General features: G+C 71.1%; 17 protein-coding genes. 9 read left to right on the top strand and 8 right to left on the bottom strand.

What is annotated here, in order from left to right:
* Positions 1 to 35 precede the first annotated feature (35 nt).
* On the top strand, positions 36 to 674 hold the full coding sequence (locus tag AC07PF_RS30965; protein WP_494614472.1) for an FMN-dependent NADH-azoreductase: 639 nt from the start codon (positions 36 to 38) through the stop codon (positions 672 to 674).
* A 156-nt stretch (positions 675 to 830) separates the two neighbouring features.
* Here AC07PF_RS30965 and AC07PF_RS30960 read toward each other — a convergent pair whose 3' ends face one another.
* The 7 genes from AC07PF_RS30960 to AC07PF_RS30930 form a co-directional block, all read right to left on the bottom strand.
* Complete coding sequence (locus AC07PF_RS30960) at positions 831 to 1,781, bottom strand: TIGR03571 family LLM class oxidoreductase (RefSeq protein WP_494614471.1); 951 nt, start codon at positions 1,779 to 1,781, stop codon at positions 831 to 833.
* Between the two features lie 49 nt (positions 1,782 to 1,830).
* Entirely contained in the window at positions 1,831 to 3,072 is a 1,242-nt protein-coding gene (locus AC07PF_RS30955; RefSeq protein WP_494614470.1) for a hypothetical protein, read from the bottom strand.
* 95 nt (positions 3,073 to 3,167) lie between these two features.
* Positions 3,168 to 4,907: a methyl-accepting chemotaxis protein gene (locus AC07PF_RS30950; RefSeq protein WP_494614469.1), complete on the bottom strand. Its 1,740-nt coding sequence runs from the start codon at positions 4,905 to 4,907 to the stop codon at positions 3,168 to 3,170.
* 236 nt (positions 4,908 to 5,143) lie between these two features.
* Positions 5,144 to 6,535, bottom strand: a complete 1,392-nt coding sequence (locus tag AC07PF_RS30945; protein ID WP_494614468.1) for a hypothetical protein — start codon at positions 6,533 to 6,535, stop codon at positions 5,144 to 5,146.
* 122 nt (positions 6,536 to 6,657) lie between these two features.
* A complete protein-coding gene (locus AC07PF_RS30940; protein WP_494614467.1) occupies positions 6,658 to 8,226 on the bottom strand; it encodes a glycine betaine ABC transporter substrate-binding protein in 1,569 nt (522 codons plus the stop codon).
* A gap of 67 nt (positions 8,227 to 8,293) precedes the next feature.
* Entirely contained in the window at positions 8,294 to 9,106 is an 813-nt protein-coding gene (locus tag AC07PF_RS30935) for a hypothetical protein (protein ID WP_494614466.1), read from the bottom strand.
* A gap of 61 nt (positions 9,107 to 9,167) precedes the next feature.
* Entirely contained in the window at positions 9,168 to 9,935 is a 768-nt protein-coding gene (locus AC07PF_RS30930) for a TetR/AcrR family transcriptional regulator (RefSeq protein ID WP_494614465.1), read from the bottom strand.
* A 119-nt stretch (positions 9,936 to 10,054) separates the two neighbouring features.
* Here AC07PF_RS30930 and AC07PF_RS30925 point away from each other — a divergent pair, with 119 nt between their 5' ends.
* The 8 genes from AC07PF_RS30925 (at position 10,055) to AC07PF_RS30890 (ending at position 24,169) form a co-directional block, all read left to right on the top strand.
* Entirely contained in the window at positions 10,055 to 11,182 is a 1,128-nt protein-coding gene (locus tag AC07PF_RS30925; RefSeq protein WP_494614464.1) for an FAD-dependent oxidoreductase, read from the top strand.
* Positions 11,183 to 11,289: 107 nt separating this feature from the next.
* Positions 11,290 to 12,084, top strand: a complete 795-nt coding sequence (locus tag AC07PF_RS30920; protein ID WP_494614463.1) for an alpha/beta hydrolase — start codon at positions 11,290 to 11,292, stop codon at positions 12,082 to 12,084.
* A gap of 220 nt (positions 12,085 to 12,304) precedes the next feature.
* A complete protein-coding gene (locus AC07PF_RS30915; RefSeq protein ID WP_255344567.1) occupies positions 12,305 to 12,439 on the top strand; it encodes a hypothetical protein in 135 nt (44 codons plus the stop codon).
* Between the two features lie 217 nt (positions 12,440 to 12,656).
* Complete coding sequence (locus tag AC07PF_RS30910; protein WP_494614462.1) at positions 12,657 to 21,233, top strand: glycoside hydrolase family 94 protein; 8,577 nt, start codon at positions 12,657 to 12,659, stop codon at positions 21,231 to 21,233.
* Positions 21,234 to 21,255: 22 nt separating this feature from the next.
* Positions 21,256 to 21,543, top strand: coding sequence for a hypothetical protein (locus AC07PF_RS30905; protein WP_494614461.1), 288 nt, complete (start codon positions 21,256 to 21,258; stop codon positions 21,541 to 21,543).
* A 230-nt stretch (positions 21,544 to 21,773) separates the two neighbouring features.
* Positions 21,774 to 22,556: a hypothetical protein gene (locus AC07PF_RS30900; protein ID WP_494614460.1), complete on the top strand. Its 783-nt coding sequence runs from the start codon at positions 21,774 to 21,776 to the stop codon at positions 22,554 to 22,556.
* A gap of 108 nt (positions 22,557 to 22,664) precedes the next feature.
* On the top strand, positions 22,665 to 23,408 hold the full coding sequence (locus AC07PF_RS30895; protein ID WP_494614459.1) for a LuxR family transcriptional regulator: 744 nt from the start codon (positions 22,665 to 22,667) through the stop codon (positions 23,406 to 23,408).
* A 146-nt stretch (positions 23,409 to 23,554) separates the two neighbouring features.
* Positions 23,555 to 24,169: a hypothetical protein gene (locus tag AC07PF_RS30890; RefSeq protein WP_494614458.1), complete on the top strand. Its 615-nt coding sequence runs from the start codon at positions 23,555 to 23,557 to the stop codon at positions 24,167 to 24,169.
* A gap of 21 nt (positions 24,170 to 24,190) precedes the next feature.
* On the opposite strand, the gene AC07PF_RS30885 is transcribed toward AC07PF_RS30890, so the two are convergent.
* Complete coding sequence (locus AC07PF_RS30885) at positions 24,191 to 25,933, bottom strand: ankyrin repeat domain-containing protein (protein ID WP_494614457.1); 1,743 nt, start codon at positions 25,931 to 25,933, stop codon at positions 24,191 to 24,193.
* Positions 25,934 to 26,238 lie beyond the last annotated feature (305 nt).

Below are 26,238 nucleotides of genomic sequence, written 5' to 3'. Positions count from 1 at the left end.
ATTGTTCGTTTACCCCTCTGTATGACAAGGACCGCATGACCATCACTTCCAACCCCACCCCGACCCTGCTGCTGGTGCAGGCCAGCCCGCGAGGTGAGCACTCCATTTCCCGAAACCTTGCCAGCACCTTCGTCGCCCAGTGGCAGGCCACGCACCCTGGCGGCAGTGTGGTGCAGCGCGACCTGGCCGCCACCGCATTGCCCTATGTCACCGCGCCCTGGCTGGGCGCCAGTCTTACGCCCGCCGGGCAGCACACGCCGGCCATGAAGGCACAACTGCAGCTGTCCGATGCGCTGGTCGCCGAGCTGCTGGCGGCAGACCATATCGCCATCAGCACGCCGGTCTACAACTACAACGTGCCTGCCCACCTCAAGGCCTGGGTGGACCACATTGTGCGCAAGGGGCTCACCCTGGGCGCCACCGGCGAGGGCCTGGTGCGCGGCAAGCGGGCCACGCTGCTGATCGCTTCGGGCGGCGTGTACACCGAGGGCTCGCCCATCCGCGAGCGGGATATCGCCAGCACCTACCTGCGGCTGATCCTGAAGGTCATCGGCATCGAGGACCTCACCGTGGTCGCCGCAGGCGGCACCAAGGCGGTGGACCTGGGGCAGCAGCCGCGCGGGGAGTTCCTGCAGGGCTTTGTGCCTGCGGTGGTGCAGGCGGCGGCAGCATAGCTGCCTGCTCATGCACGCAGACGCGACCGACCGGGCGGCCTGCGCAAGGCCCAGCCTTGCGGACGCGCGCCAGTTCCTGGCCGGCAACCCGGTATACCAAACCGGCGGCGCGGTGGAGCTGCCCAGATCCTAGACCTGGTAACAGCTTCTGAGGCCCTACAGCCGGGGCAGCACCTGCTCGCCGATCTCGCGCAGCACCTCGGCCGGCGCGCGGCCGCTGCCCTGGGCCAGGTTGAACAGCACATGCGCCAAGCCCATGGCCTGCAGGCGCTGCAGGTAGGCGATGAGTTCGTTGCGCCCGGTGCGCAGGCCCAGCTCCAGCGGCTCGGCGGGCGCGCCAGGGTCGGCCAGCAGGTCGAGCTGCACGGACTGGACAAACGGCTTGCGCTCGCCGCCGGCCTTTTGCTCCAGCGCCTGCTGCCACAGGTGGATGCGGCCCTGCTGGCGCGCCTCCTCGCGGTGGTAGCTGGCCCAGGCGTCGGCGTGGGCGGCCGTCCACTGAAGGGACTGGCGGGCCGAGCCGACCACGACCATGGGGATGCGCGCCGTGGGCGGCTGCATCAGGTCGTAGCCGCCCGTGGCGTCGAGCAGCGCCTGCCGCTCCTGCGCATCGGGCGACAAGGCAGCGCGCACCAGCGGCCAGCGCGCGCGAAAGGCCTCGCCACGCGCGTCCAGGCTTTCGCCGAACGAGGCGAACTCCTCGGGTCGGTCGCCCGAGCCCATGCCCAGGATGAAGCGGCCGTTGCTCAGGCGGTCGAGCGACAGCGCCGCCTTGGCCACATGCAGCGGATGCCGCAGCGGCAGCACGATGGCCGCCGCGCCGATGGCGATGCGGCGCGTGGATGCGGCCAGCGCGGCCAGCCACAAGAAAGGGTCGTCGAGCGCGCTGGCGGTGTTGTCGCTGCCCTGGGGGATCATCAGCGGCACATCGCGCGCCCACAGGGCGGCAAAGCCCAGGTCGTCTGCCAGCGTGGCCAGGCGCGTGGATTCGGCCAGATCGGCCATGGCGCCGCCATGGTGGCCAAACGGCGTCATGAAGCCCAGCGTGAGCCGCCCGGGCTGGAACACCAGGGCGTGGCCGGCGTTGAAGGGTGAAGGCGAGGACATGGCGCAGAGGATAGCCTCCCCGGGGCGCCGCCGTGCCCGCGGCCTTCACTCAGCGTGTGGGCTCGAGCAGCTGCACCAGCCGGCCCGCCTGTTGCGCGCCCTCCTGCGCCAGCAGGTCCTGGGCGACGTTCTCCTGCTCGCTGGTGCGGCGCAACTGGTCCAGGAGCTGGCGGTAGCGGTCGAGCACGGCATCCTCCTGGAAGAACAGCCGGGGCGGCGGGCCCTTGTCCAGGAAGTACCGGCCCTTGGGCGCATCCATGTGGCGGATCAGGGCGGCCACGGTGGCAACGCCCCGCCCGTGGGCTTGTGCGACCAGCGTGGCCTGGTCGGCCATCGCGGTGGCCGACGCCTGCATGCTGCGCTCGAAGGCCTGCGCATCGTGCGCCAGGAACTGCACCACCGCGGCCTGCGTGGCGGCACGGTAGTTGGCGACGGCCTGCATCGCCTGCGTGTGGAAGTCGCTGTTGGCCTGGCGCCAGTCTTCCAGCCGAGCCATGCTGGCCTCGCGCGCGGCGGCGGACGCGAGAGCGGTGGGCAGCAGCATGCCCCCGAGGTCCAGCGCCTCGAACGCATCGCCATGGGTCTGCAGGGCAACGGCCACGGCATGGTGCACGTCCACCTGGGCCTGTAGCAGCGGGCCGAAGATCCCGGCCCGGGCTTGGCGCACCTGCTCGCTGCCCACCTCGTCGCCCCGCTGCAGGGCCTGCAGCAGCGCAATGGCCCGGGCATTGGCGGCCTGCAGCGCGCGCACCTGCCCGATGCGGGCATGGGCGTCGTAGTTCATGCCCGCGGCAATCAGCAGGCTGGCCAGGATGGCCGGCACCCCGGCGGGCAGGGCACGCACCGCGCGCAGGACGGCCCAGGCCAGCAGGCCATACACGCCCCACGCCACGAACGACACAATTGCCAGGGCGAGGAAGAACGTGCGCGGCGCACCCAGGTCCGACAGGTGGACCTGCCGGTTCACCACCAGCAAGCCGGCCGCGAGAATGCCCACGGAGAACCATGCCACCAGGGCCTGGGACCGGGGCGCCTCCCCCTGTGCGAGCGGGCCTACCCCCTGTACGGCCTGTCCGGTTGCGGCGCCGCCGCCTGTCGCCAGGCGCCGGGCATGCCAGGCCGACCAGGCCCATGCCATGGACCAGGCTGCCGCCAGCGGCAGCACCCCCAGCGTCAGCAGGCGCGGAAAATCATGGTGGCCGCCTGCGCCCAACAGCACATAGCTCCACCATGCGGCCGAGGCCAGCAGCCCGGCCCACATCGCCAGGGTGCGGTTCTTGTTGATTTCCATCTCTCCCTCCTGCCGCGATTGTCCACGGATCGGCAGGGGCGTAGAAGGAGCAAATGTTTGCATGGGCGCATCCGCCCACGCATCGGCATCTCGTCCTAAAAGCTTTCCCACTCGTCGTCGCGGGCAGCTGTGGCTTTGCTGGCGGCAGGGCTGGTGGCGAGTGACCTGGAAGCCGGTGCCTTGGCCAGTGCGACCGGGGCAGGCTTTGCCACGGACCGTGGGGCGGCCATGGCCACCGGCCTGCGCACCGCTGAGGCCGGTGCCGGGGCTGCGCGGTGGCTGCTGCCTGCCCCGTCGTGCGCCAGCCGGAACACCGCCACCGCGTTGACCAGCTCGCCCGCCTGGCTGTTCAGGCTGCTCGCCGCCGCCGCCATTTCTTCCACCAGCGCCGCGTTCTGCTGCGTGGCCTGGTCCATCTGCGTGACCGCTTCTCCCACCTGGCCCACGCCTGCGCTTTGCTCGCTGCTGGCCGCGCTGATCTCTCCCATGATGTCCGTCACCCGCCGGATCGCCGCCACCACTTCGGTCATGGTCGTGCCGGCCTTGTCCACCAGCAGGGTGCCTTGCTCCACCCGCTCCACGCTGGCGGTGATCAGGCTCTTGATTTCCTTGGCCGCTTCGGCGCTGCGCCCGGCCAGGCTGCGCACTTCGCTGGCCACCACTGCAAAGCCGCGGCCTTGCTCTCCTGCACGCGCCGCTTCCACCGCCGCGTTCAGCGCCAGGATGTTGGTCTGGAAGGCGATGCCGTCGATGACCGAGATGATGTCGGCGATCTTGCTGCTGCTGGCGTTGATGCCTTTCATGGTCTCCACCACTTCGGCCACCACGTCACCGCCTTGTACGGCCACGGTCGATGCGCTCAGGGCCAGCTGGTTGGCCTGGCGCGCGTTGTCGGCGTTCTGGCGCACGGTGGAGCCCAGTTCTTCCATCGAGGCCGCCGTCTCTTCCAGGGCCGAGGCCTGCTGCTCGGTGCGTGCCGACAGGTCGTTGTTGCCCGAGGCGATCTGCGCGCTCGCCGAGGCCACGCTCTCGGCGTTGCCGCGCACCGTGGTCACGGTGGCCACCAGGCTTTGCTGCATGCGCTGCAGGGCGCTGAGCAGGTGGCCGGTCTCATCGCGGGACTGCACGACGATGTCGCCGCTGAGGTCGCCGGCGGCAACGCGGTCAGCCGCCAGCACGGCCTGGGCCAGGGGGCGGGTGATGGAGCGGATGATGGTGATGGCCAGGAAGATCGCCAGGGCGATGGCCAGTGCGCCGGCGATCAGCACGTCGCGCAGCAGGGCCGCGGCGGCGGCCTCGGCTTCCTTGCCGGCTTCGTCGGTGAGGTGCGCCTGGAATTCCACCTGGTCACGCAGCGCCTTCTGGTAGTCGAGCTGGATGGGGCGCAGTTTTTCTTCCAGCAGTTTGGTGGCCTCGTCCTTCTGGCCCTTTTGCACCAGGGCCAGGAACTCGTCGCCATGGCGGTAGAAGTCGGCACGCGCCTTGAGCATGGTGGCCAGCAGCTCCTCGCCCTTGGGCGAGGAGATCAGCGTGTCCAGCAGCTTGTACTGGTCGGCCGTGGTGGCCCGCGACGAGGCGATCTGCTCGTGGGCGGACCGGGCGATGGGCTCGGAGTTGAACAGCACCAGGTTGCGGAACTGGATCGCCTGGGTGTTCACGCTGTTGGCCAGCACACCGAGCGCCTTGGTGATCGGTACGCGCGTGTCGATGACATCGCTCAGCTCGGAGCGCTGGTCGGCAGAGCGCACGAGGCTGGTGGCGCCCAGTGCCATGAGCAGCAGCACCATCGCTGCAAAAGCCACTGCGAGCCGGGTGGCGATGGTCATCTTGTCCATGGCGATTCTCCCTCTGGGTAAGTTCCAAGGCAGCGCCGTTGCACGCCGCACCGATGCGGCGGCAGGGCTTGCGAACGATGTGAATCCTGGGATGGCGGCGGTTGTCGGCAGCCACCATACCGCGGGAAGCGGATTCTCAGAAGGGTTTTTTGGCGCGCTGGAACTGCGTGGGGAGGGGCTCTCCCACCGGCCCCCTCCCGGCTGGGCATGGCTGGCGGCTGCGCGCGCGGCCGCGCCTACAGCACGAAGGTCGAACCCGCCCTGGCCTGCGCCTGCAGCCAGGGGAACAGCTGGTCCGCCCTGTCCACGATGGGGCTGAACACGGTGCATTCGTCATGCGCCCAGAAGTAGATGCCACCCGCGCCCGGGCCCTGCGTGCGCAGCAGGAAGCAGTCCGAGGAGTTCGCGTCGCCCACGATGGGCAGCATGTGGCGCGGGTCGATGCCGCTGTCGGCGATGGCGCTGCGTATCTCTTCGGCCAGTTCGGGTGAGCTTTCGTCGTGCAGCGCCAGCCAGCCGAGCAGCTCTTCATGCTTGTCGAGGGCGGCCGGGATGCTGAACAGCGTGTAGGTCTCCTCGTTCTCGCCATCGACCACGGTGAGCTGGTGCCGCTCGGCCTGGCTGATCCACTGCAGGTAGGCATGGGAGGGTTGCTGAAAATGGCGCAGCAGCTGCTCGAGTTCGCTTTCGGAGGCCGGGGTGCCCGTGGCGAAGTCAAAGCGCAGCTGGCTGATCCGCTGGCTCTGCGCGTCGCGTGCTTGGGTCTGCTGGCGTTCGATAAAGTCCCGGTAGCCGGGCGATTCCAGCACCTCGGGCATCTGCAGGCGCCACTTCAGGTGCGTCTCGTAGGCCTCGGTGCTGCGGTCCAGCTGCAGCAGCGCCGTCACCTTCAATTGCTGCAGCTGAGAGGTGCCATGGTTCGTGGCATCGGCGATGGCCAGGGCCTGCATCGCCTGCTCAGGGTCGCCGGCGATGTTCAGCAGGTACTCGGCAACGGTCTGCGCGGCCGCAGCCAGTTGCGAAGCCGTGTGCCGGTAGCTGTCGCCAAAACTGTACATGGCGTGCGGCTGCGCGGCGTCGGTGCCTGCGGCCTGGTGGATGATGAACATGGCGTGCTCGACGGCTGCGGCCCAGTCGCCGTCCGCACCCGGGCCCGGGTTGGCGCGTGCCCGGTTGGCGTGGGCGCGCCGGGCCGCCGTGCGCCAGTACCACGCCTGTTCGCTGTGGCGGCAGCGCTGCAGGGCGGCCAGGGCGTTCTCGTGGTCGCTGCATTCGGTGTACAGCGCGGCCAGGTCCATCAGGCACTCGTCCCCGGTCTTGGGGCGGTGGTCCAGCAGGTTCTTGGGGAAGAGGGTCAGGCTGTCGTGCACGACGATCTCCTGCCACCCTTGCCGGGCCAGGGCCTGGCGCAGGTCCACCAGGCGCTGCAGCACGGCCTGGGGGCCACCCTCGGGGTCCAGGCGCAGGTCCTCCACCATCCTGAACTCGCGGTCCGAGGCGCGTGCCTCCTGGCGCTTCCAGTAGGCATGGCCGTCGTAGCCATGGGGCAGCAGCGTGATCTTGATCAGCAGGGGGCCCTGGGCGTTGTCTGCTGCGGCCTGGTGCCAGTGGCTGGTGTAGGTGGTCATGGGGCAGTGCAATCAATGCGGGCGGTGCGGTGGCGAAGCCGCCATTGAAGCACCGGCCAGCGGCCACGCGAGCGGCGCGGTGTGACGCATTTCACGCCCGGGGCGCTTTTACTTGGGCCGCATCAGCCGGGTGCCGCACCCTGGCGCCGAAACACCCGCTCCACCACCTCGAACACCACCTGGAAGATCACCGCCAGCCCGGCCGAGGGAATGGCCCCTGCCAGCAAGGTGGTGCCGTCGTTGAGCGCCAGCCCCTGCGCGATGCGCTCGCCGTAGCCGCCCGCACCGATGAAGGCGGCGATGGTGGCGGTGCCCACGGTCATCACCGTGGCGGTCTTGATGCCGGCCACGATGACCGGCAGGGCCAGCGGCAACAGCACCAGGCGCCAGCTTTGCGCGGGCGTCATGCCCAGCGCCACGGCTGCGTGGCGCGTGCCCTGCGGCACCTGCAGCAGGCCCACGGCGGTGTTGCGCACGATGGGCAGCAGGGCATACAGGCTCAGCGCCACGATGGCCGGCACGGTGCCGATGCGGCCCAGCAGCGGGATCAGCGCGGCCAGCAGCGCCAGCGAGGGCACGGTCTGCAGCAGGCCGACGAAGCCCAGAATGCCCTGGCCCAGCCACACCCGCGCCGCGGCCAGCGTGCCCAGGGGGATGCCGATGAGCACTGCGATGCCCACCGACACGGCCACCAGCCACAGGTGGTCGCGCGTGAGGCGCCAGAAGTCGCCGCCGAAGATGGCGCTGGACAGGGAAGGGCGGGCCTGCGCCGTGGCTGCGCTGGCCGCACTGGCTGCAGCGGCGGGTGCCGCTGCAGGCTGGGCGGCGCCGGCCAGGAAGCCGGCCGCGATGGCCGGGAAGGCCTGGCCCTGCAGTTCGGCCTGGGCGTTCATGGCGATCATGCGCGTGACGTCGATGCGGCCTTCGAGCGCGGCGATCTGTTGCCAGGCCTGCGGTGCGCGCTTGGGCAGGTCGGCGCGGTAGAGCAGCACCGCGTCGTAGCGCGGGAAGTAGTTGGCATCGTCCTGCAGCGTGACCAGGCCCAGGTCGGCGATGCGCGCGTCGGTGGTGTAGATGTCGGTCAGGTCGATGCGCTGCGAGGCCAGCGCCTGGTACGACAGGCCATGGTCGATGGAGGTGGGCCGCTGCGGCAACTGGTAGCGTTTGGACAGGCCGGGCCAGCCGTCCTCGCGGCCGAGGAACTCCTGCGAGATGGCGATGCGCAGATCGGGTGCGCTGCGCAGGTCGCCCAGGGCCTTGAGTTGGTGCTTGCGCGCCACCTCGGCGCTGGCGGCCAGCGCATAGCTGTTGGAAAAGCCCAGCGGCACGCCCATGGCCAGGCCCATCTCGCGCAGCCTGCGGTCGATGGTCTCGCGCGGCGAGCCGGTGGGCAGCTTGAGGATCTCGCGCTCCACCGTGCCCAGGTACTCGGGGTAGACGTCGATGGAGCCGGTCTTGAGCGCCTCGACCACCACGGCGGTGTTGCCCAGGCCCTGGCGGTGCTCGGCCGTGGCGCCGCCCTGGCGCGCGGCCTGGGTGATGACCTCGCCGAGGATGTAGCTTTCTGTGAAGCGCTTGGAGCCCACGGCCAGCGACTCTGCGGCCGCCTGCAAGGGCCAGGCGAGGGTGCTGGCCAGCACCAGCAGGGTGGCTTTGGCGGCGGTGCGCCAGGGCAGTCGGGTGGGGTGCATCGGGGCATTCTGCGCTGCTTTGCGCCCGAGGCTGCGCTGCCCGCAGATTATGGCCGTCCAGGGCCCTTCAGGGCTTGGCAGGGAGGGCGGGCCGTTCGGCCAACGCCTGGACCAGCCGGGTCCTGGCCTGGGCGCCCTGCTGGGCGCCAAGCTGCACCTGGTTCATCAGCGCAAGGTAGCGGTCCAGTCGAGCCTGGTCGCTGAACATCAGCCTCTGGGGCGGCCCCGGGTCGATGAAGTAGCCGCCCGGGATGCTGTCCATGAAGTCCAGCAGCGCCGAGGCGCCCGCCATGGCTGCGGTCTCGCCGGCCGTGAAGCCGGCCACGAAGTCGCCCCCCAGCACCAGCGCTCGCTCGAACCCGCTGGCCAGGGGGCCGTAGGTGAAGGCGGGCAGCTGCGGCTGCAAGGCCTTCATGTCCTTGAGCGCCTGGGCGTTGGCCACCTCCATGCGGCTGCGGTAGCTGGCCAGGGCCTGCTGCCAGGCCTTGAGGCGGACCCGCGTCTGGGTGCACAGCTCGGGCGAGACCATCGTTGCCGGGGCCAGCATGGTCTGGGGCTGCAGGGCGGCGAGGTCCTTCACATAGTGGTCCTCGATCGCATCAGTCTCCCGGCGGTAGGCGGCCTTGAGCCGCATGAAGGGCTCCATCATGCCGAGCCGGGCGTCCAGCACCTCCTGGTCGCTGACGGAGCCGCCGGCATTGATCTTGTCGAGCAGGGGCCCGGCCTTGGCCATCGAGTCCAGGGCCTGCTGCTCCTGGTCTTTGCTGGCGCCGGTCTGGGCCTGTGCCGGTGCCGCAGCGGCGCCCGCCAGCAGCAGGGCCGCCAGTGCGGTCCGTACCGCCCGTGCCGCGGACTTGCGCCGCATGTTCATGGATTGCATGGTGTCTTTTCTTCCTCTCTCTCTGGCGATTGTCGCCCGAAGAGAGCACCGGGTGGCCGAGTCAGCGCGGGCGCGGCGTTGCGGCCAGGCCGGCCAGGATGAGGTCGATGCCTGCGAGGAAGTCCTCCCGGTCGTCGTGCTCGCGCAACTGGCCGGCCAGGCTGCGGGTGAAGGGGTAGTCCACCGGGTCCAGCGCGGACCAGGCTGCGGCGACCTCGGCCAGCAGGCCTGCGCGGTCGCCCTGGCCTGAAGGTGCTCGGTGTGCCTGCGCATTGGCGGCGTTCTGCCCGGCCACGCCCAGGATGTAGCTCAGCAGCGCGTTGGCAGCGGTCCACTGCGCCTTGTGCCGGACCACACCGAGCGCGCGCACCTGCTGGCCCAGGGGCTCGAGGATGCGCACCACCGGCAACTGCCCCGCGGCCTGGGTGAGCGCCGTGCCCAGCCAGGGGCGCGCGTCGATGGCATCGAACATGGCCAGCGCCACGGCACGGATGTGCGCTCGGGGTGTGCCCCCCGGCGCCAGCGCGGCCAGGCTGCGGGCCACCACGGCATCGCAGGCGGCGGTCAGCAGGTCGTTCTTGTCGTCGATGTGCCAGTAGATCGCGCCCGGGCCGGTGGCCAGGCGCTCGGCCAGGGCGCGGAAGGTCAGGCCACCCACCCCGGCGCTGTCGAGCAGCGCGATCGATGCCTCGACGATGCCCTCGCGCGTGAGCGCATCCCCCCGCCGCGGCGCGGCCACGGGCGCTGCGGCAGCGGCTGGCGTGCGCCGGGTCTTCGTGTCGGGGCGGGCGGCGGCGGGGGGTACGGAAGGGGTCTTTGCGGTGGCCATGGCCGCATCTTGGCATATGCGCGGCACCCGTGGAACGCTGTTCCACTACAATCTAATGGAACGGCGTTCCATGAGTCACTTCCCAACCACTTCACGCCGCGACGCAAAGGACCCCTGACATGACGAACCACACCCCCATCGCCATCATCGGCGCCGGCCTGGGCGGGCTGGTGCTGGCCCGCGTGCTGCACGTGCACGGCATTGCCGCCACCGTGTACGAGGCGGAGCCCTCGGCCAGCGCCCGCGCGCAGGGCGGCATGCTCGACATCCACGAACACAATGGGCAGCGCGCGCTGCATGCTGCGGGGCTGTTCGCCGAGTTCCAGTCCATCATCCATGCGGGCGGTGAGGCATCGCGGGTGTTCGATCGGCATGGCCGCTTGCTGCTGGACGAGCCCGACGACGGCAGGGGCGGGCGGCCCGAGGTGCCCCGCGGGGAGCTGCGCCGGATCCTGCTCGATGCGCTGCCTGCCGACAGCGTGCGCTGGGGGCACAAGCTGGCCCAGGCCGCTGCGCTTGGCGGCGGGCGCCACCGGCTGGCCTTTGACAACGGTGCGGAGGTGGAGACCGGCCTGCTGGTGGGCGCCGATGGCGCCTGGTCGAAAGTGCGGCCCTTGCTGTCCGACGCCACGCCGGCCTACGTGGGCACCTCGTTCGTCGAGACCTGGCTGCACGACTGCGACACGCGGCACCCCGCGAGCGCGCAGGCGGTGGGCCGGGGGGCGATGTTTGCGCTGGCCCCCGGCCAGGGCATCGTGGCGCACCGCGAGCCGCAGGGCGTGCTGCACACCTACGTGCAGCTGAGCAGGCCCCTGGAGTGGTTCCAGGCCATCGACTTCACCCAACCCGCCGCCGCCCTGGCCCGTGTGGCCCACGAATTCGCGGGCTGGGCCGCGCCGCTCACCGCGCTGGTCACCGATGGCGATACTGCGCCGGTGCTGCGCACCCTGCACGCCCTGCCGGTGGACCACCGCTGGCAGCGGGTGCCGGGCGTGACCCTGCTGGGCGATGCGGCGCACCTGATGGTGCCGTCGGGCGAAGGGGCCAACCTGGCCATGCTCGACGGTGCGGAACTGGCCCAGGCGATCCTTGCCCACCCGGGGAACCTGGAGGCTGCACTCTCGGCCTACGAGCAGGCCCTGTTCCCCCGCAGCGCGGCCGAGGCGCGCGCAGCCCAGGGCATTCTGGACCTGTGCCTGGGCGCGCGCGCGCCGCACGGTCTGGTGGAGATGCTGCGCGGGGGCTGACCAGGGCCTGTGGGTGGGCTGCGGGCCCGCCCTTGCAGGCGTGTCTGACACGCACATGGCCGCGCAGCCGACAGCCGCATGCCGGGTCGGCCGGCCACCATGGCGGCATGGCGTTCCTCCTCCCTCCCGACTCCCTGGATGCGATCGGTGCTGCCGACGCCAGCGCAACCGTGGCCCCGCCCGCCGGGCAGTACGGCATTCTTCGCCCGGCCCTGCTGGTGCTGCCCGGATGGGACGACGATGGCAGGGCCCAGTACGACGCGATGGACCAGGATCTGGGCGCCCATGGCTGGCAGTGCCGGCGTGGCGACCTGCCCGATGCCGGCTGGGCGGCCGCCGAGCGTGCCGCCGTGAACCGCGAGGACACGCTGCGCCAGGCCCTGCGCGACTACCAGCAGCTGCATGCCCGGGCCCGGCCCGATGGCATGGGGGTGCTGGGCTTCAGCTACGGCGGCTACATGGCTGCGCTGCTGGCCGGCATGTACCCGTTCGACTGGCTGGTGCTGCGGTCGCCCGCCATTTACCCCGACGAAGACTGGCTCCTGCCGAAGGAGGGCCTCGACAGGCGCGCGGTGGATGCCTACCGCCGCCAGGTGCACACGCCCGACACCAACCGCGCGCTGGCGGCCTGCTCGGCGTTTCGCGGCGATGTGCTGCTGGTGCAGTCAGAGCGCGACCAGGTGGTGGCGCCGCCCGTGATCGACAGTTACGCGTGGGCCCTCAGCAATTCGCGCTCGCTGGTGCGGCACATGCTGCTGGGGGCAGACCATGAACTGTCACAGCCAAAGTGGCGCCAGACATATCACCGCATCGTGGTCGAGTGGCTGCAGGGCAGGCGCCTGCAACACCCGGGCACGGGGGCGCCTCCTTTTTCGGCCGGCGGCACCTTGCATTCGCGCTGACCGCCACCATATGGTGGTGTCGAAGAACTGCCGCTCAAATCACGTCCCGCCGCTGGACGCCTGCGTTCTGCAGACCTTTTCCCTTCCTCCATGCATCTGTGTGCGCCTTCCATGAGGGTGCGCGTGGTTGCTTGAACGCCCCATCCGCGCCTTGTGCCGGGTGGCTGAGACCATTGCGCCCGCCAACCCACGGGGCGTGTTCCAAGCGAAGGAGCCTTTCATGGCAGGAAAAGAACAGAAACGCGGCAACAAGGAATCGAAGAAGCCCAAGCAGAAGCCTGCCGCAGTGGTGGAGCCCCTGGCCCCCGCCAGGCCCGGCGCCGCACAGCCACCACGCGCAGCCAAAAAGGGCTGAGCCTCGGGGCTTCCTTGTGCCCTGGTTGCACGCTCCCTTCAGGCATTGGGCCTGACGGGGGCGCGCAGCGTTCACGGCCTTGCCCAAGTGCAGGCCCGCCTGTGTGCCAGCACACAGGCCTTCCTTCGACGCGGACGGCCTGGCCCGTCCGCGCCTTTTCCTTCAACGGGCAGGTCACGGGGCACAGCGCGGCCCCGGGGTGTCCCGAAAGGCGCCCATGCTTGTTGTCGATGCCCTGTCTTCCTTCTTCCGTGCCGTGAGGGGTGCCGCTGCGCCGCCGTGGAACGGCACCGCCCCCGTGCGCGAAGAGCTCTTTGGCATGGAGCGCCTGGAGCAGCATGCGCGCAGCCTGGCCGCCGCCCAGCAGGTAAGCCTGCGGCCGCCCCGGGTGCCCTCGCTGCACCGGCGCCTGCGCGCCAATGCCAGCCAGCTGCTGGCCGCCTACCGGGCCAGCGCCGCTGAATTGGCGTCGGGGTCCAGCGTGGTGCCCGCGGCCGACTGGCTGCTGGACAACTACCACGTGGTGGAAGAGCAGATCCGCGAGATCCGGGTCGACCTGCCGCCGGGCTACTACCGGCAACTGCCCAAGCTGGCGCAGGGGCCGTTCGCCGGCTACCCGCGCGTCTTCGGCATCGCATGGGCCTTTGTCGCGCACACCGACAGCCACTTCGACCCGCTGGCGCTGCGCCGCTTCATCGCCGCCTACCAGCAGGTGCAGCCGCTGATGATCAGCGAGCTGTGGGCGGTGGCCATCACCCTGCGCATCGTGCTGGTGGAAAACCTGCGCCGGCTGGCCGACCAGATCACGGCCGGCCGGGCCGACCGCGCCGATGCGCAGGCGCTGGCCGACCGCCTGCTCGCCTCGGGCAGCGCCTACTCGGCCCTGGTGGGGGACATCGGCACACGCGCCCACGGCCCGCTGTCGGAGCTGTTTGCCGCGCAACTGGCCAAGCGCCTGCGCGACCAGGACCCGCGCACCACCCCCGCGCTGCAGTGGCTGGAAGAGCGGCTCGAGCGACAGGGCACCAGCGTGGGCCTGGTGATCGAACACGCCCAGCAGCGCCAGGGCGCCTCCAACGTGAGCGTGCGCAACGTGATCACCAGCATGCGGCTGATGTCCGACATCGATTGGGCCGACCTGGTCGAGGGCATGGGCCTGGTGGACGCACGCCTGCGCGAAGGCGGCGGCTTCGCGGCGATGGACTTTGCCACGCGCAACCTCTACCGCAGTGCCATCGAGCAGCTGGCACGCGGCTCGGCCCTGACCGAGCTGGCCATTGCCGAGCAGGCCCTGGCCAGTGCGCAGGCGGCAGCGGCCGCCCAGGCCACCGGTGCCCATCCGGCGCGCGCCGCCGACCCCGGCTACCACCTGGTGGCCGAAGGCCGGCCCGCGCTGGAGCAGGCCATCGGCTTCAAGCCGCGGTGGGGCTTTCGCTTCAACCGCTGGCAGGTGGGCCTGGGCGTGGGGGGCTACATTGGCGCCATCATGGGCCTGGCGCTGTTGCTGCTGGGCGCGGCCCTTTGGTGGGCCGGCCTGCACGGCACGCACCCGGGCTGGCTGGTGGCGCTGGCGCTGGCCGGCTTTCTGCCCGCCACCGAGGTGGCCAGCGTGCTGGTCAACCGGCGCGTCACGCGGCGCTTCGGCCCCGTGGGGCTGCCGGGCCTGGCGCTGGCCGATGGCGTGCCCACCCACCTGCGCACCCTGGTGGTGGTGCCCACGCTGCTGACCAGCGAGGCGGACCTGCGCGCCCACATCGAAAGCCTGGAGGTGCACCACCTGGCGGGCGCGGGGGGTGATCTGTCGTTCGCGCTGCTGTCCGACGGGCTGGACGCCACCACCGAAGTGGTGGCCGGCGACGCCCACCTGATCGCCGTGGCGCAGGAGGCAATCGCCGCGCTGAACCTGCGGCACGGCCCTGCGCCGGGCGGCAAGCGCTTTTACCTGCTGCACCGGCACCGCCGCTTCAATGCCGGCGAGAACTGCTTCATGGGCTGGGAGCGCAAGCGCGGCAAGCTGCACGAGCTCAACCGCCTGCTGCGCGGCGCCACGGACACCAGCTTCATGGCGCTCGATGGCAAGGGGCAACCGGAAATCCTGCCCGGCGTGCGCTACGTCATCACGCTCGATGCCGACACGCGCCTGCCGCGCGATGCGGCGCTGCGCCTGATCGGCAAGATGGCCCACCCGCTGAACCAGCCCAGCTTCAGCCCGGCCGAGCAGCGCGTGGTGGGTGGCCACGCCATTTTGCAGCCGCGCGTGACGCCGGCGTTGCCCATGGGGCTCGAAGGCTCGCTGTACCAGCGGCTGACCTCGGGGCCCGGCGGCATGGACCCGTATGCGGCCGCGGTGTCGGACGTGTACCAGGACCTGTTCGGTGAGGGCTCGTACACCGGCAAGGGCATCTACGACGTGGACGCCTTCGAGGCCGCGCTGGCCGGGCGCGTGCCCGAGAACACGCTGCTCAGCCACGATTTGTTCGAGGGCGTGCTGGCGCGCGCCGGCCTGGCGTCGGACGTGGAGGTGGTGGAGGACTTTCCGGCACGCTACGACGTGGCCGTGCAGCGCCAGCACCGCTGGACGCGCGGCGACTGGCAGCTGCTGCCCTGGGTGCTGGGCCGGCGCCACCAGGGTGCCGCCTTGCCCGCCCTGGGCCGCTGGAAGATGCTGGACAACCTGCGCCGCTCGCTGCTGGCCCCGGCTGGCCTGCTGACCCTGGTGCTGTGCTGCTGGCTGCCCTGGCCGCAGGCGCCCTGGGGCGTGCTGCTGGTGCTGGCGGCGCTGGGTGTGCCGGCGTTTCTGCCCGGGATGGCGGAGCTGTGGGCCAGCCGCCCCGGCATCCGCGTGGCCAGCCACCTGCGCCTGCTGGCCTCGGACTTGCGCGTGGCGGTACTGCAGACCGTGGCCGCCATCGCGCTGCTGCCCGACCATGCCTGGCGCGCGGTGGACGCCATCGTGCGTGCCCTGGTGCGGCTGTACGCCACGCACCGGCAGATGCTGGAGTGGAAGACCGCCGCGCAGTCGGCCACCAAACCGCGCCCGGGGCCTGCGGGCTTCTACCGGCTGATGGCCGGCGGCCTGCTGCTGGCCACGGTGCTGGCGGCCGGTACTGCCGTGCTGGCACCGGCATCGCGGCCCCTGGTGCTGCCGCTGCTGGCCTTGTGGCTGGCGGCGCCGGCCCTGGCCTGGCGCTCGAGCCGGCGCTCCGTGCCCGCGCCGCAGAGCGCGCCTGCAGTGGACAACGCGCTGGCCTTGCGGCGCATCGCGCGGCGCACCTGGCGCTTCTTCGAGACCTTCGTCACCGCGGCCGAGCACCACCTGCCGCCCGACAACTTCCAGGAAGACCCCAAGCCCGTGGTGGCGCGCCGCACCTCGCCCACCAACATGGGGCTGTACCTGCTGTCGGCCGTGGCGGCGCGCGATTTCGGCTGGGCCGGTGCGGTGCAGACCGCCGACCGGCTGGAGGCCACGCTGGCCAGCATGGGCGCGCTGGCGCGCCACCGGGGCCATTTCTACAACTGGTACGACACGGGCACGGCGCAGGTGCTGGCGCCGCCCTACGTGTCGTCGGTGGACAGCGGCAACCTGGCCGGCCACCTGATCGCGCTGGCCAATGCCTGCGAGGGCTGGGTGCGCGCGCCGCTGCCCGCCACCTGGGTGTCGGGGCTGGGCGATGCCGTGGCGCTGGCGCGCGAGGCGGTGCACGGCGTGCCCGCTGCGCAGGGCGCACAGGGCCGGCGGCTGCTGGCCCTGCTGGCCGAGATCGACACCGCGGTGGCGGGTGGTGCCGTGGAGATGGGCTTGCCCGCCCTGCAGCGCCTGGCCGACAAGGCGCTGAAGGAGGCGCAGGACATCGCAGTGCCGGCAGGCAGCGGTGGGGATGGTGAGGGCGAGGCACTGCTGTTCTGGACCGCGGCCGTGCGCGCGCGGGTCATCGAGCAGGGGCGCGACCTGTTGCCTGGCGCGGCGGATGTGCCCACGCTCGACGCCCGCTGGCAATCGCTGGCCGACACCGCGCGCGCGCTGGCGCTGGGCATGGACTTCGCCTTTCTGCTCGACCCCGAGCGCAAGCTGCTGTCCATCGGCTATGCGGCGGTGGAGAACCGGCTCGACGCCAACTGCTACGACCTGCTGGCCTCCGAGGCGCGGCTGGCCAGCCTGTTCGCCATCGCCAAGGGCGACGTGGAGACGCGCCACTGGTTCCGCCTGGGGCGCACGGCGATACCGGTGGGCAAGGGGTCGGCGCTGGTGTCGTGGTCGGGCTCGATGTTCGAGTACCTGATGCCTTCGCTGGTGATGCGCGCCCCTGCGGGCAGCCTGCTGGCGCAGACCAACACCCTGGTGGTGCAGCGGCAGATGGCCTACGGCGCGCTGCAGGGCATACCGTGGGGCATCTCCGAGTCGGCCTACAACGCGCGCGACCTGGAGTTCACCTACCAGTACTCCAACTTCGGCGTGCCGGGCCTGGGGCTCAAGCGCGGGCTGGCCGAGAACCTGGTGATCGCCCCCTACGCCACCGGCCTGGCCTGCATGGTGGATGCGACCGCGGCGGGGCACAACTTCGCGCGCCTGGCGCAGCTCGGCGCCCTGGGGCAGCATGGCTTCTACGAGGCGCTGGACTTCACCCGCAGCCGCCTGCCCGAGGGGCAGGCCGTGGCCATCGTGCGCAACTACATGGCGCACCACCAGGGCATGACCATCGTGGCCATTGCCAACACCTTGCACGGCGGGCAGATGCGCGAGCGCTTTCACCGCGAGCCCATGGTGCAGGCCTGCGAGCTGCTGCTGCAGGAGCGCATGCCGCGCCTGGTGGCCGTGGCCCACCCGCGCGCCGAAGAAACGCAGACCGGCCCTGCCGACGTGCGCGACGACCTGCATGCCGTGCGGCGCATGGGCGCGCCGGGCGCGGGTGCACCGGCCACGCACCTGCTGTCCAACGGGCGCTATGCCGTCATGCTCACGGCGGCCGGCACCGGCTACAGCCGCTGGCGCGACCTGGCGGTGACCCGCTGGCGCGAGGACGCCACCAGCGAGGACTGGGGCTCGCATGTCTACCTGCGCGATGCGCACAGTGGCCGTACCTGGTCCGCCGCGGCGGAGCCCTCGGGGCGCGCGGCCGACAGCTACGAGGTGGCGTTTGCCGAGGACCATGCGGCCTTCACGCGCCACGACGGCAGTATGACCACCACCACCGAGGTGATCGTGTCGGCCGAGGCCGATGGCGAGGTGCGCCAGGTCACCCTGGTCAACACCGGCCCGCGTGCGCGCGAGATCGACCTGACCTCGTACGCCGAGCTGGTGCTGGCCCCGCCCGCGGCCGACAGCGCCCACCCGGCCTTCTCCAAGATGTTCGTGCAGACCGAGTACCTGCCCGAGTTCGGCGCTCTGCTGGCCACGCGCCGTGCACGCAGCCCGGGCGAGGCGGGGGTGTGGGCCGCGCACTTCGCGGTGGTGGAGGGCACGGTGATCGCCCCGGCGCAGTACGAGACCGACCGGGGCCTGTTCCTCGGCCGGGGCCGCACGGCGCGCAATGCGCTGGCGGTGCATGGCGGCGGTGCGCTGTCCAACACCGTGGGCACGGTGCTGGACCCGGTGTTCGCGCTGCGCCAGCGTGTGCGCATCGCCCCCGGGCAGATGGCCCGCGTGGCCTTCTGGACGCTGGTGGCGCCCACGCGCGAGGCGCTGCTCGACCTGCTGGACCAGCACCACGACCGCAGCGCCTTCGAGCGCGCGCGCACCCTGGCCTGGACCCAGGCCCAGGTGCAGCTGCGCCACATCGGCATCGACGCCGATGCGGCGGCGGACTTCCAGCGCCTGGCGGCGCCCATCCTGTATGCGGACGCACGCTTTCGCGCACCGGCCGATGCCATCGCGCGCGGCGCGGGCCCGCAGTCGGGCCTGTGGCAGCACGGCATTTCGGGCGACCTGCCCATCGTGCTGCTGCGCATCGACGACATCGAGGACATCGCCCAGCTGCACCAGTTGCTGCAGGCGCACGAGTACTGGCGCATGAAGCGCCTGGGCGTGGACCTGGTGGTCATCAACGAGCGGGCATCGTCGTACGTGCAGGACCTGCAGATCGCCATTGAGACCGCCGTGCGCAGCAGCCAGTCGCGGCCGCGGCTGGGCGAGTCGCTGGCGCACGGCGTGGTGCACACGCTGCGTGCCGACCTCATGGATGCGACTTCACGCGCACTGCTGCAGTCCATCGCCCGCGTGGCGCTGGTGGCGCGGCGCGGCCCCATTGCCCAGCAACTGGCCATGATGCCCGCGCAGGAGGTGCCCGAAGTGGTGGCCAGGCCGGTGATGGCGCCGGCACCGCAGCCACCGTACGAACCTGCCCCCGCGCCGGACACGGCGGGCCTGGAGTTCTTCAACGGCCTGGGCGGCTTCGACAAGGATGGCACGGAATACGTGACCATTCTGCGCGACGGGGCTACCACGCCCGCGCCCTGGATCAACGTCATTGCCAACCCGGCCTTCGGCTTTCACGTGTCGGCCGACGGCAGTGGCTACACCTGGGCCGGCAACAGCCGCGAGAACCAGCTCACGCCCTGGTCCAACGACCCGGTGAGCGACCCGGCGGGCGAGGCCTTCTTCGTGCGCGACGATGCCAGCGGCCAGTTGTGGAGCCCCACCGCGCAGCCCCTGCGCGGCAATGGGACCTACACGGCGCGCCATGGCCATGGCTACAGCCGCTTTCTGCACGAGGCCCATGGCATCGCGCTGGAGCTGCTGCAGTTCGTGCCCATCGCCGACCCGGTCAAGGTCTCGCGCCTGACCCTGCACAACCGCACCGCGCAGGTGCGGCAGATCACGGTGACGCTGTATGCCGAGTGGGTGCTGGGCACCTCGCGCGGGGCATCGGCCCCGTTCATCCTGGCGGAGCGCGATGCGGACAGCGGCGTGCTGCTGGCGCGCAACCCCTGGAGCACGGCGTTTGCCGGCCGGGTGGCTTTTGCCGACCTGGGCGGGCAGCAGACCGCCTGGACGAGCGACCGCACCGAGTTCCTGGGGCGGCACGGCAGCCTGGCGGACCCTGCGGCGCTTCGGGGCCACGCAACGCTGTCTGGCGGCGGCGCTGCGGGGCGCGACCCCTGCGCGGCGCTGCAGTGCACGCTCACGCTGCAGCCCGGGGAGACCCGGGAGGTGACAGGCTTCATCGGCCAATGCGCATCGGCTGCGGAGAGCCTGGCCCTGGTGGCCCGCTACCGCCTGCTCGACGTGGATGCGCTGCTGCAGGAGGTGGCGCAGCACTGGCGCAGCCTGCTGGGCGCCGTGCAGGTGCGCACGCCCGACCGGGCCATGGACATCCTGCTCAACGGCTGGCTGCTGTACCAGACGCAGGCCTGCCGCGTCTGGGCGCGCTCGGCCTTCTACCAGGCCAGCGGGGCCTATGGCTTTCGCGACCAGCTGCAGGACGGCATGGCGCTGGCCTTTGCCCGCCCCGAGGAGACGCGCGCGCACCTGCTGCGCGCCGCGGGCCGGCAGTTTGCCGAAGGCGACGTGCAGCATTGGTGGCTGCCGCACTCGGGCCAGGGCGTGCGCACGCGCATCTCGGACGACCGGGTGTGGCTGGCGTTTGCCACCGCCAGCTATGTGCAGGTGTCGGGCGACACGGCGGTGCTGGATGAGTCCATCCCCTTCCTGGATGGGCCACCGCTGCAGTCCGGCGAGCACGACGCCTTCTTTCAGCCGATGGCGGCGGAGGCCTCGGCCACGCTGTTCGAGCACTGCGCACTGGCGCTGGACCAGGCCATGGAGTTGACCGGCGACCTGGGCCTGCCACTCATGGGCACCGGCGACTGGAACGACGGCATGAACCGCGTGGGCCAGGAGGGCCGGGGCCAGAGCGTGTGGCTGGGCTGGCTGCTGGTGCGCACGGTGGCGCTGATGGCGCCGCTGGCGGATGCCCGCGACCCCGACTGTGCCGCGCGCTGGCGCATGCATGCCGAATCGGTGCGCGCTGCGCTGGAGCGCGAGGCCTGGGACGGCGCCTGGTACCGGCGCGCGACCTTTGACGACGGCACCTGGCTGGGCACCCACGAGGGGCAGGAGTGCCGCATCGACTCCATCGCCCAGTCGTGGGCGGTGCTCTCGGGCGCGGCCGACCCGGCAAGGGCGCTGATCGCCATGGCCTCGCTGGGCGACAAGCTGGTGCTGCCGCAGGAGGGCCTGGCCCTGCTGTTCACGCCGCCGTTCAACACCACGCCGCACGACCCCGGCTATATCAAGGGCTACCCGCCCGGACTGCGCGAGAACGGCGGGCAGTACAGCCATGCAGCCATGTGGGCCATCATGGCGCGCGCCCAGTTGCGCAACGACCCGCAGGCCGGCAGCCGGGCGCACGCGCTGTTCGCGCTGGTCAACCCCATCCACCATGCGCGCACGCCTGCCGAGGTGGCGCGCTACCGGGTGGAGCCCTATGTGGTGGCGGCCGATGTCTATTCGGTGGCACCGCACACCGGGCGCGGCGGCTGGACCTGGTACACCGGCGCCGCGGGCTGGATGTACCGAGCCGGCGTGGAAAGCATCCTGGGCCTACGCCGCGAGGGGCAGGAGCTGGTGATCGACCCTTGCATCCCTGCCGAATGGCCGGGCTTCGAGGCGCGCATCGACGTGGCGGGGGCCGTCTACCGCATCGAATTCACCGCCTCGGGCCCGCCCGGAGCGGAGGCCAGGGTGGCCTCGGCGGAATTGGACGGGCTTGCGCTGGTGTGTGGCAACGGGCCGCTGCGTGTCACCCTTGCCGAGGGCGAGCACCGCTTGCGGATCGGGTTGCTGCGGGGGGACTGAGCACTGGGGCAGAAGTAGTCGTGTGGTCAGCGAGCACCTGCACCTGCACCTGCACCTGCACCTGCACCTGCACCTGCACCTGCACCTGCACCTGCACCGGCGCCTGCACCGGCGCCTGCACCTGCACCGGCGCCCGCACCGGCCGCACCTGGCCCGCCAACGCCAGCACCCGCTGCACCGGCACCTGGAGCGCCGGCGCCCACGCCCGCCGCGCCCGCACCGGGCCCAGGCCCTGCGCTGGAGCCTGCACCTGCACCTGCACCAGAACCAACACCTGCGCCGGTGGCACCGCCAGGAGATCCCGCGCTGACGCTGCCGCCCGAGCCGGTGCCGGACGGCCCTGGCGCGGCCGCACCGATACCGGTACCGCTGGCGCCCGGTGCACCGCTGCTCACGCCCGCGCCACTGCTGGCGCCTGGCGCTGTGCCGCCGGGGGATCCCGTGGCCCCGGTCGTGCCGGCCGTGCCAGGTCCGGCCGCTGTGCCGCCAGTGCCGCCTGTGGCGCTGCCGGCGGGGGTGCCGGCAGTGCCCGGCGTACCGGTGCTGTTGCCCATGCCGGTGGTGGTACCCGCAGGGGCGCTGCCAGTGGTGGCCGTGCTGTTGCCGACCGTGCCGGTGGTACCGGTGGCGCTACCTGTGTTGCCAGGGGTGCCTGCAGGCGTGTTGCCGCTGCTGGGTACGGCACCCGGGATGCTGGAGGTGCTGCTGCCCGGGTTGCCGATGCTGGTGCTGCTCGGTATGCCGCTCGGGATGTTGCCCGGAATGCTGGTGTTGCCGATGCTGCTGTTGCTGCTGGGTGTGGTGGCGGTGGTTGTGGTGCTGCTGGTGGCCGGCGTGGTGCTGGTCATGTTGCCGACGTTGTTGCTGTTGTTGTTATTGCTGCTGGGCACGCTCCCAGGGATGTTGGAGGTGCTGGTGGTGGCATTGCCCACGTTGCCGCTGCTGGGTATGCCGCTGGGGATGTTGCCGGGCACGGAGGTGTTGCCGATGCTGCTGTTGCTGCTCGGCGTGCTGGGGTTGCTCGGGGTGCCGATGGTCACGGTGGACGGCGTGGCCGGGCTGGCGCTGCCGAAGCCGCCCTGGGCCTGCGCGGATTGCGATGCGGCGAGCGCCAGCAGGGAGGCGGCGAACAGCGGAGCCGCCAGGCGGCGGTGCGAACGGAAGGGGGAGGGTGTCGACATGGGGTGCTCCTTGGAGGATGGCGGTGGCATGGGAGCCACCATGCCTGCCATGTTGGATGCGCCGGGTGCGGGCCAGGGTAGGGCCAACGGTGTGCCGCCGGTAGGACTTGACGCCTGCGCTGGCGCCAGTGCGCCGCTGTGAAACGAAGGGTTACAGGCGCTCGATTTCGGACATCTTTGCAATGCCTGGTTGCGCATGTAATGGCCCGCGCCGCATGCAAGGCGCGCTCCCATCGGATCCCACAGCCCCATGACCCTGATGACACTGCCGCAATTTCGTGAGTCGCTCCAGGCGGTGCTGCGCAGTGCCGACCTGCCCGCACTGCATGGGCAGATGCAGGCATTGGCGCAGCAGCTGGGGTTCGAGCATTTCGTGTACGCGCTCAGGGTACCGGAGAACTTCACGCAGTCGAGCATCCTGATGGTGGACGGCTACCCGCCGGGATGGACGGACCACTACATGGCGCAGGCCCACCATGCGCACGACCCGGTGATCCGCTACTGCAGCCGCAACATCCTGCCGGTGCTGTGGCACGAGGTGCCCGGCGGCGGCCCTTGTCCGAACGCCCGGCGCGTGATGGGCGAGGCGGCCGAGCACGGGCTGCGCACCGGTCTGAGCGTGCCTTTGCACACGCCCCACGGGGAGCTGGGTATCTTGAGCGGCACGGTCTCGCGCACGGGCCGCGCCGCGCAGGCCGACATGGCTCAGGTCCAGGCGCATGCGCACCTGCTGGCCAGCTATGTGCACGAGGCCATGCGCCGCCTGGCGCCCATGCCGCTGCAGCCCCCGGCGCTGAGTCCGCGCGAGCAGCAGGTGCTGCGTTGGGCCGCCGACGGCAAGACCTCGTGGGAGATCTCGTGCCTGCTGCACATCTCCGAGCGCACGGCCAATTTCCACCTCAACACGGTGGCGCAGAAGCTGGGCGTTTTCAGCCGCCAGCACGCGATTGCGCGGGCTCTGTTGCTGGGGTTGATACAGCCCAGCCCGTTTTGAGACCTCTCTGGATGCTGCCAGTTCCAGGCGGTGGGCGCACTGTCATATCTGACAGTTCATGCCCGTGCGCTGCGCCGATATGGTCGGGTCTTCACTGCCCTTGTCTGTTTTTTCCTTTCCTTTTCTTTTTTGAGAGACGACTTTCCATGAAGACTGCCTTTTCCGTACTGAGTTGCCTGGCCGCCCTGGCCGTGATGAGCCCCGCGGCCGTGCAGGCGCAGGGGGTGCAGATCAATCTTGCGGCATCCCAGGTGGGTGTGGTGGATGGCCAGAACCTGCGCATCAACAATGTGGAGTACGCGGGTCGCCGCTACATCCTGGAGGTGCAGTGGAACCCGCTGGCCGCGACCTTCGTGCCCACCAAGGTGAGCGAGCAGGCGGCTTCGGGCCTGCTGTGCAATGCGCCGGTGTTTGCGTCCAACGCGCGGGCGGGCACGCTGATGCTGCAGGTCGATCCGGGCAACCGCGCGGTGCAGGTGTCGGTGGTCAATGACGGGCCGCAGGACCCCTGGAGCTTTTCGCTGTACGGCTGGCGCTTCGTGCACAACCAGACGGCCTACGCCCTGACGCTCAAGCCCGCGGAGGTGGACCCCAACACGGCGCTCATGAACCTGGCCAGCGCGAGCCTGTACAGCGTGCGCCCGCTGGCCCGGGGCCAGCGGCTGGTGGTGGGCACCATCAACAACCTGCCGGCAGGCTTCAATTTCAACATGCCCATCACCAGCGTGGTCTACGGCAACCAGACCACGGCCTGCCAGTAAGCCCCGGGCCGGGGCGCGGGATCAGGCGGCGGCGTTCCGGGGCGCTGCGCCCAGCAGGTAGTCGGCCACCTCTTCGGAGAACCGGCTGCGGTGCGTGCCCAGCAGCACCGCCCCGTCGTCCAGGCCCTCGGGGTCGGGGCGCACGCCGGGCATGCCATGGGCCACCAGGGCCTGGGCGCAACCGACCCAGTCGCCGTCCGGCACGGGCTGGTTGAGCGAGGCCCACGAGAGCGTGCCGATCACGTTGTCGCCAAAGCCGTGCATCGCCCGCCAGTCGGCGCCATGCTCCAGCAAGAAGCGGGCGAGCGTGGCGTCGCCGCGGAAAACGGCCTGGTTCAGGGCCGAGCCATCCCAGTCGCCACCGCGGTCCTCGATGGGCCAGCCCAGGCGGACCATGGTGCGCACCGCCTCGCCGCAGCCCTGCTGGGCCGCGAGCTCGGGCAGCAGCCGGCGCTGGGCGGGGCCGAGCGTGCCGATGATGCCGGGGTGCGTGGCCTGGATGGCGCGGGCCGCCGGCTCGTCGCCGCGCGCGCAGGCGGCGATGAAGGCTTCGTCCGGGGCGAGCGGTGCGCCACTGTTGCTGCTGCTGTTGCCTGCGTTCTCGGTGGCCTCGTCGTGCAGCAGCTGCGCCACCTCGGTCAGGCCGTAGCGAAGGGCCATGGTGCGGGCGGGCGTGCCGTCCTGGGTGCGTGCGTCGGGCCGCGCACCGGCGGCCAGCAGGGCCGCGACGTGCGCGGGCGAGCGGCGCCGGCGGATGGCCCAGAGCAGCAGCGAGCCCCAGTCCGACGTGGGTGGGCCCGGCGGCGCCTCGTTGGCATCGCCGCCATGGGCCAGCAGCAGCTGCAGGGTCGCCAGGTCATCGAGGTCGAGCACGCGGTACATGGCGTTGGTGCCGGTGATGCGGGCGCCGGCCTCGAGCAGCAGCCGGGTGCATTCGGGTTGGTCCAGCGAGTGGTAGAGCGATTCGTTGTCGTCGGGGTGGGCGCCGGTACCGAGCAGCAGCTTCGTCAGTTCGGGGTCGTGGTTGCAGCCGGCGGCGCCGTACAGAGCCGACAGCGGGTGCGCCGCGTCGGGCGCCTGCAGCGAGGCCGGCGGCCAGCGGTTGCCCACCGACTGGTCGGGCGAGGCGCCGGCGGCCAGCAGGTAGCGCGCACAGTTTCGCAGGCGCTCACGGTAGGCGGGTAGCTGCAGCAGCGCCGAGTGCGTGACGGCCACCAGCGGCGGCAACCGCAGCGGGCCGCCCGCGCGGTGCAACCAGCCGGGGTCCTGCGCGCTGGCCTGGCGCAGCACGGCCTCGTCGCCCGTGGCGCACGCGAGGTAGGGGGCGTCGGTGGCGCTCCCGGCCAGCAGGGCCGGGTTGTCTTGCAGCAGGCGCGCGGCGACCGCGGGCCGCGCGCGGTTCATGCTGCCCGAGATATCGCCTGCATACACCAGGCCCAGCCAGTGCAGCACCGCGCGGGCCGGGTCGCCATCAAGCAGGGCCCGGCGCGCGGCGACAAAGCCCTGCAGGTCGGCCCAGGAGGCAAAGCCGTATTCGCGCGCGATGCACGACTGCGCGTCGTGCAGGCGCAGGCCCTGGGCGGCCAGGGTGGCGTCGTCCTTGCCCGCGGCGGCGGGCAGCGCGGCGCGAAAGCGCTCGAAGGCCGTGGGGGAGCTGGTGGGGTCCGGGGTGCGGTACAGGGCCAGGAGATCCTTGGCCTGTTTTTTGAGATGGCCGATGTCGGGCCGGGCGGGAAGGCGCTTGCCGTAGGGCGTCGTCGTCATGAAGGATACCTCCGTGCATCAGGTGCCGATGGCCCGCAGATCCGGCTGCACAAAAGGCGTTGGATAGGCGTGTGGTTGAAGGCAGCGAGCGTTGGACGGTTTTGCTCGTCCGGTCGTGCTGCCTTCTGCAAGTGGGTTCAACCCTTCCCGCGGGCCCGGGGGCGGCTTGCACCGCGGGTGGGATGTTAGCTGATGTTGGGTGCCGTGTTTTTTTGGTGGCATGCCTTTGTTGAGGGCGGAGGCCGGGTCTCGGCCCGGCGGCCGAGGTACCTTTCTTTGCGTCGCCAAAGAAACGTACCCCAAAG

The organism is Acidovorax sp. GW821-FHT10A04 (assembly GCF_059415825.1).
This window is presented reverse-complemented; position numbering and strand designations above follow the sequence as displayed.

Bases quoted from the DNA above. Each gene is read 5' to 3' on its own strand.
- AC07PF_RS30965 (WP_494614472.1), top strand. From the start codon at position 36: ATGACCATCACTTCCAACCCCACCCCGACCCTGCTGCTGGTGCAGGCC.
- AC07PF_RS30960 (WP_494614471.1), bottom strand. From the start codon at position 1,781: ATGTCCTCGCCTTCACCCTTCAACGCCGGCCACGCCCTGGTGTTCCAG.
- AC07PF_RS30955 (WP_494614470.1), bottom strand. From the start codon at position 3,072: ATGGAAATCAACAAGAACCGCACCCTGGCGATGTGGGCCGGGCTGCTG.
- AC07PF_RS30950 (WP_494614469.1), bottom strand. From the start codon at position 4,907: ATGGACAAGATGACCATCGCCACCCGGCTCGCAGTGGCTTTTGCAGCG.
- AC07PF_RS30945 (WP_494614468.1), bottom strand. From the start codon at position 6,535: ATGACCACCTACACCAGCCACTGGCACCAGGCCGCAGCAGACAACGCC.
- AC07PF_RS30940 (WP_494614467.1), bottom strand. From the start codon at position 8,226: ATGCACCCCACCCGACTGCCCTGGCGCACCGCCGCCAAAGCCACCCTG.
- AC07PF_RS30935 (WP_494614466.1), bottom strand. From the start codon at position 9,106: ATGCAATCCATGAACATGCGGCGCAAGTCCGCGGCACGGGCGGTACGG.
- AC07PF_RS30930 (WP_494614465.1), bottom strand. From the start codon at position 9,935: ATGGCCACCGCAAAGACCCCTTCCGTACCCCCCGCCGCCGCCCGCCCC.
- AC07PF_RS30925 (WP_494614464.1), top strand. From the start codon at position 10,055: ATGACGAACCACACCCCCATCGCCATCATCGGCGCCGGCCTGGGCGGG.
- AC07PF_RS30920 (WP_494614463.1), top strand. From the start codon at position 11,290: ATGGCGTTCCTCCTCCCTCCCGACTCCCTGGATGCGATCGGTGCTGCC.
- AC07PF_RS30915 (WP_255344567.1), top strand. From the start codon at position 12,305: ATGGCAGGAAAAGAACAGAAACGCGGCAACAAGGAATCGAAGAAGCCC.
- AC07PF_RS30910 (WP_494614462.1), top strand. From the start codon at position 12,657: ATGCTTGTTGTCGATGCCCTGTCTTCCTTCTTCCGTGCCGTGAGGGGT.
- AC07PF_RS30895 (WP_494614459.1), top strand. From the start codon at position 22,665: ATGACCCTGATGACACTGCCGCAATTTCGTGAGTCGCTCCAGGCGGTG.
- AC07PF_RS30890 (WP_494614458.1), top strand. From the start codon at position 23,555: ATGAAGACTGCCTTTTCCGTACTGAGTTGCCTGGCCGCCCTGGCCGTG.
- AC07PF_RS30885 (WP_494614457.1), bottom strand. From the start codon at position 25,933: ATGACGACGACGCCCTACGGCAAGCGCCTTCCCGCCCGGCCCGACATC.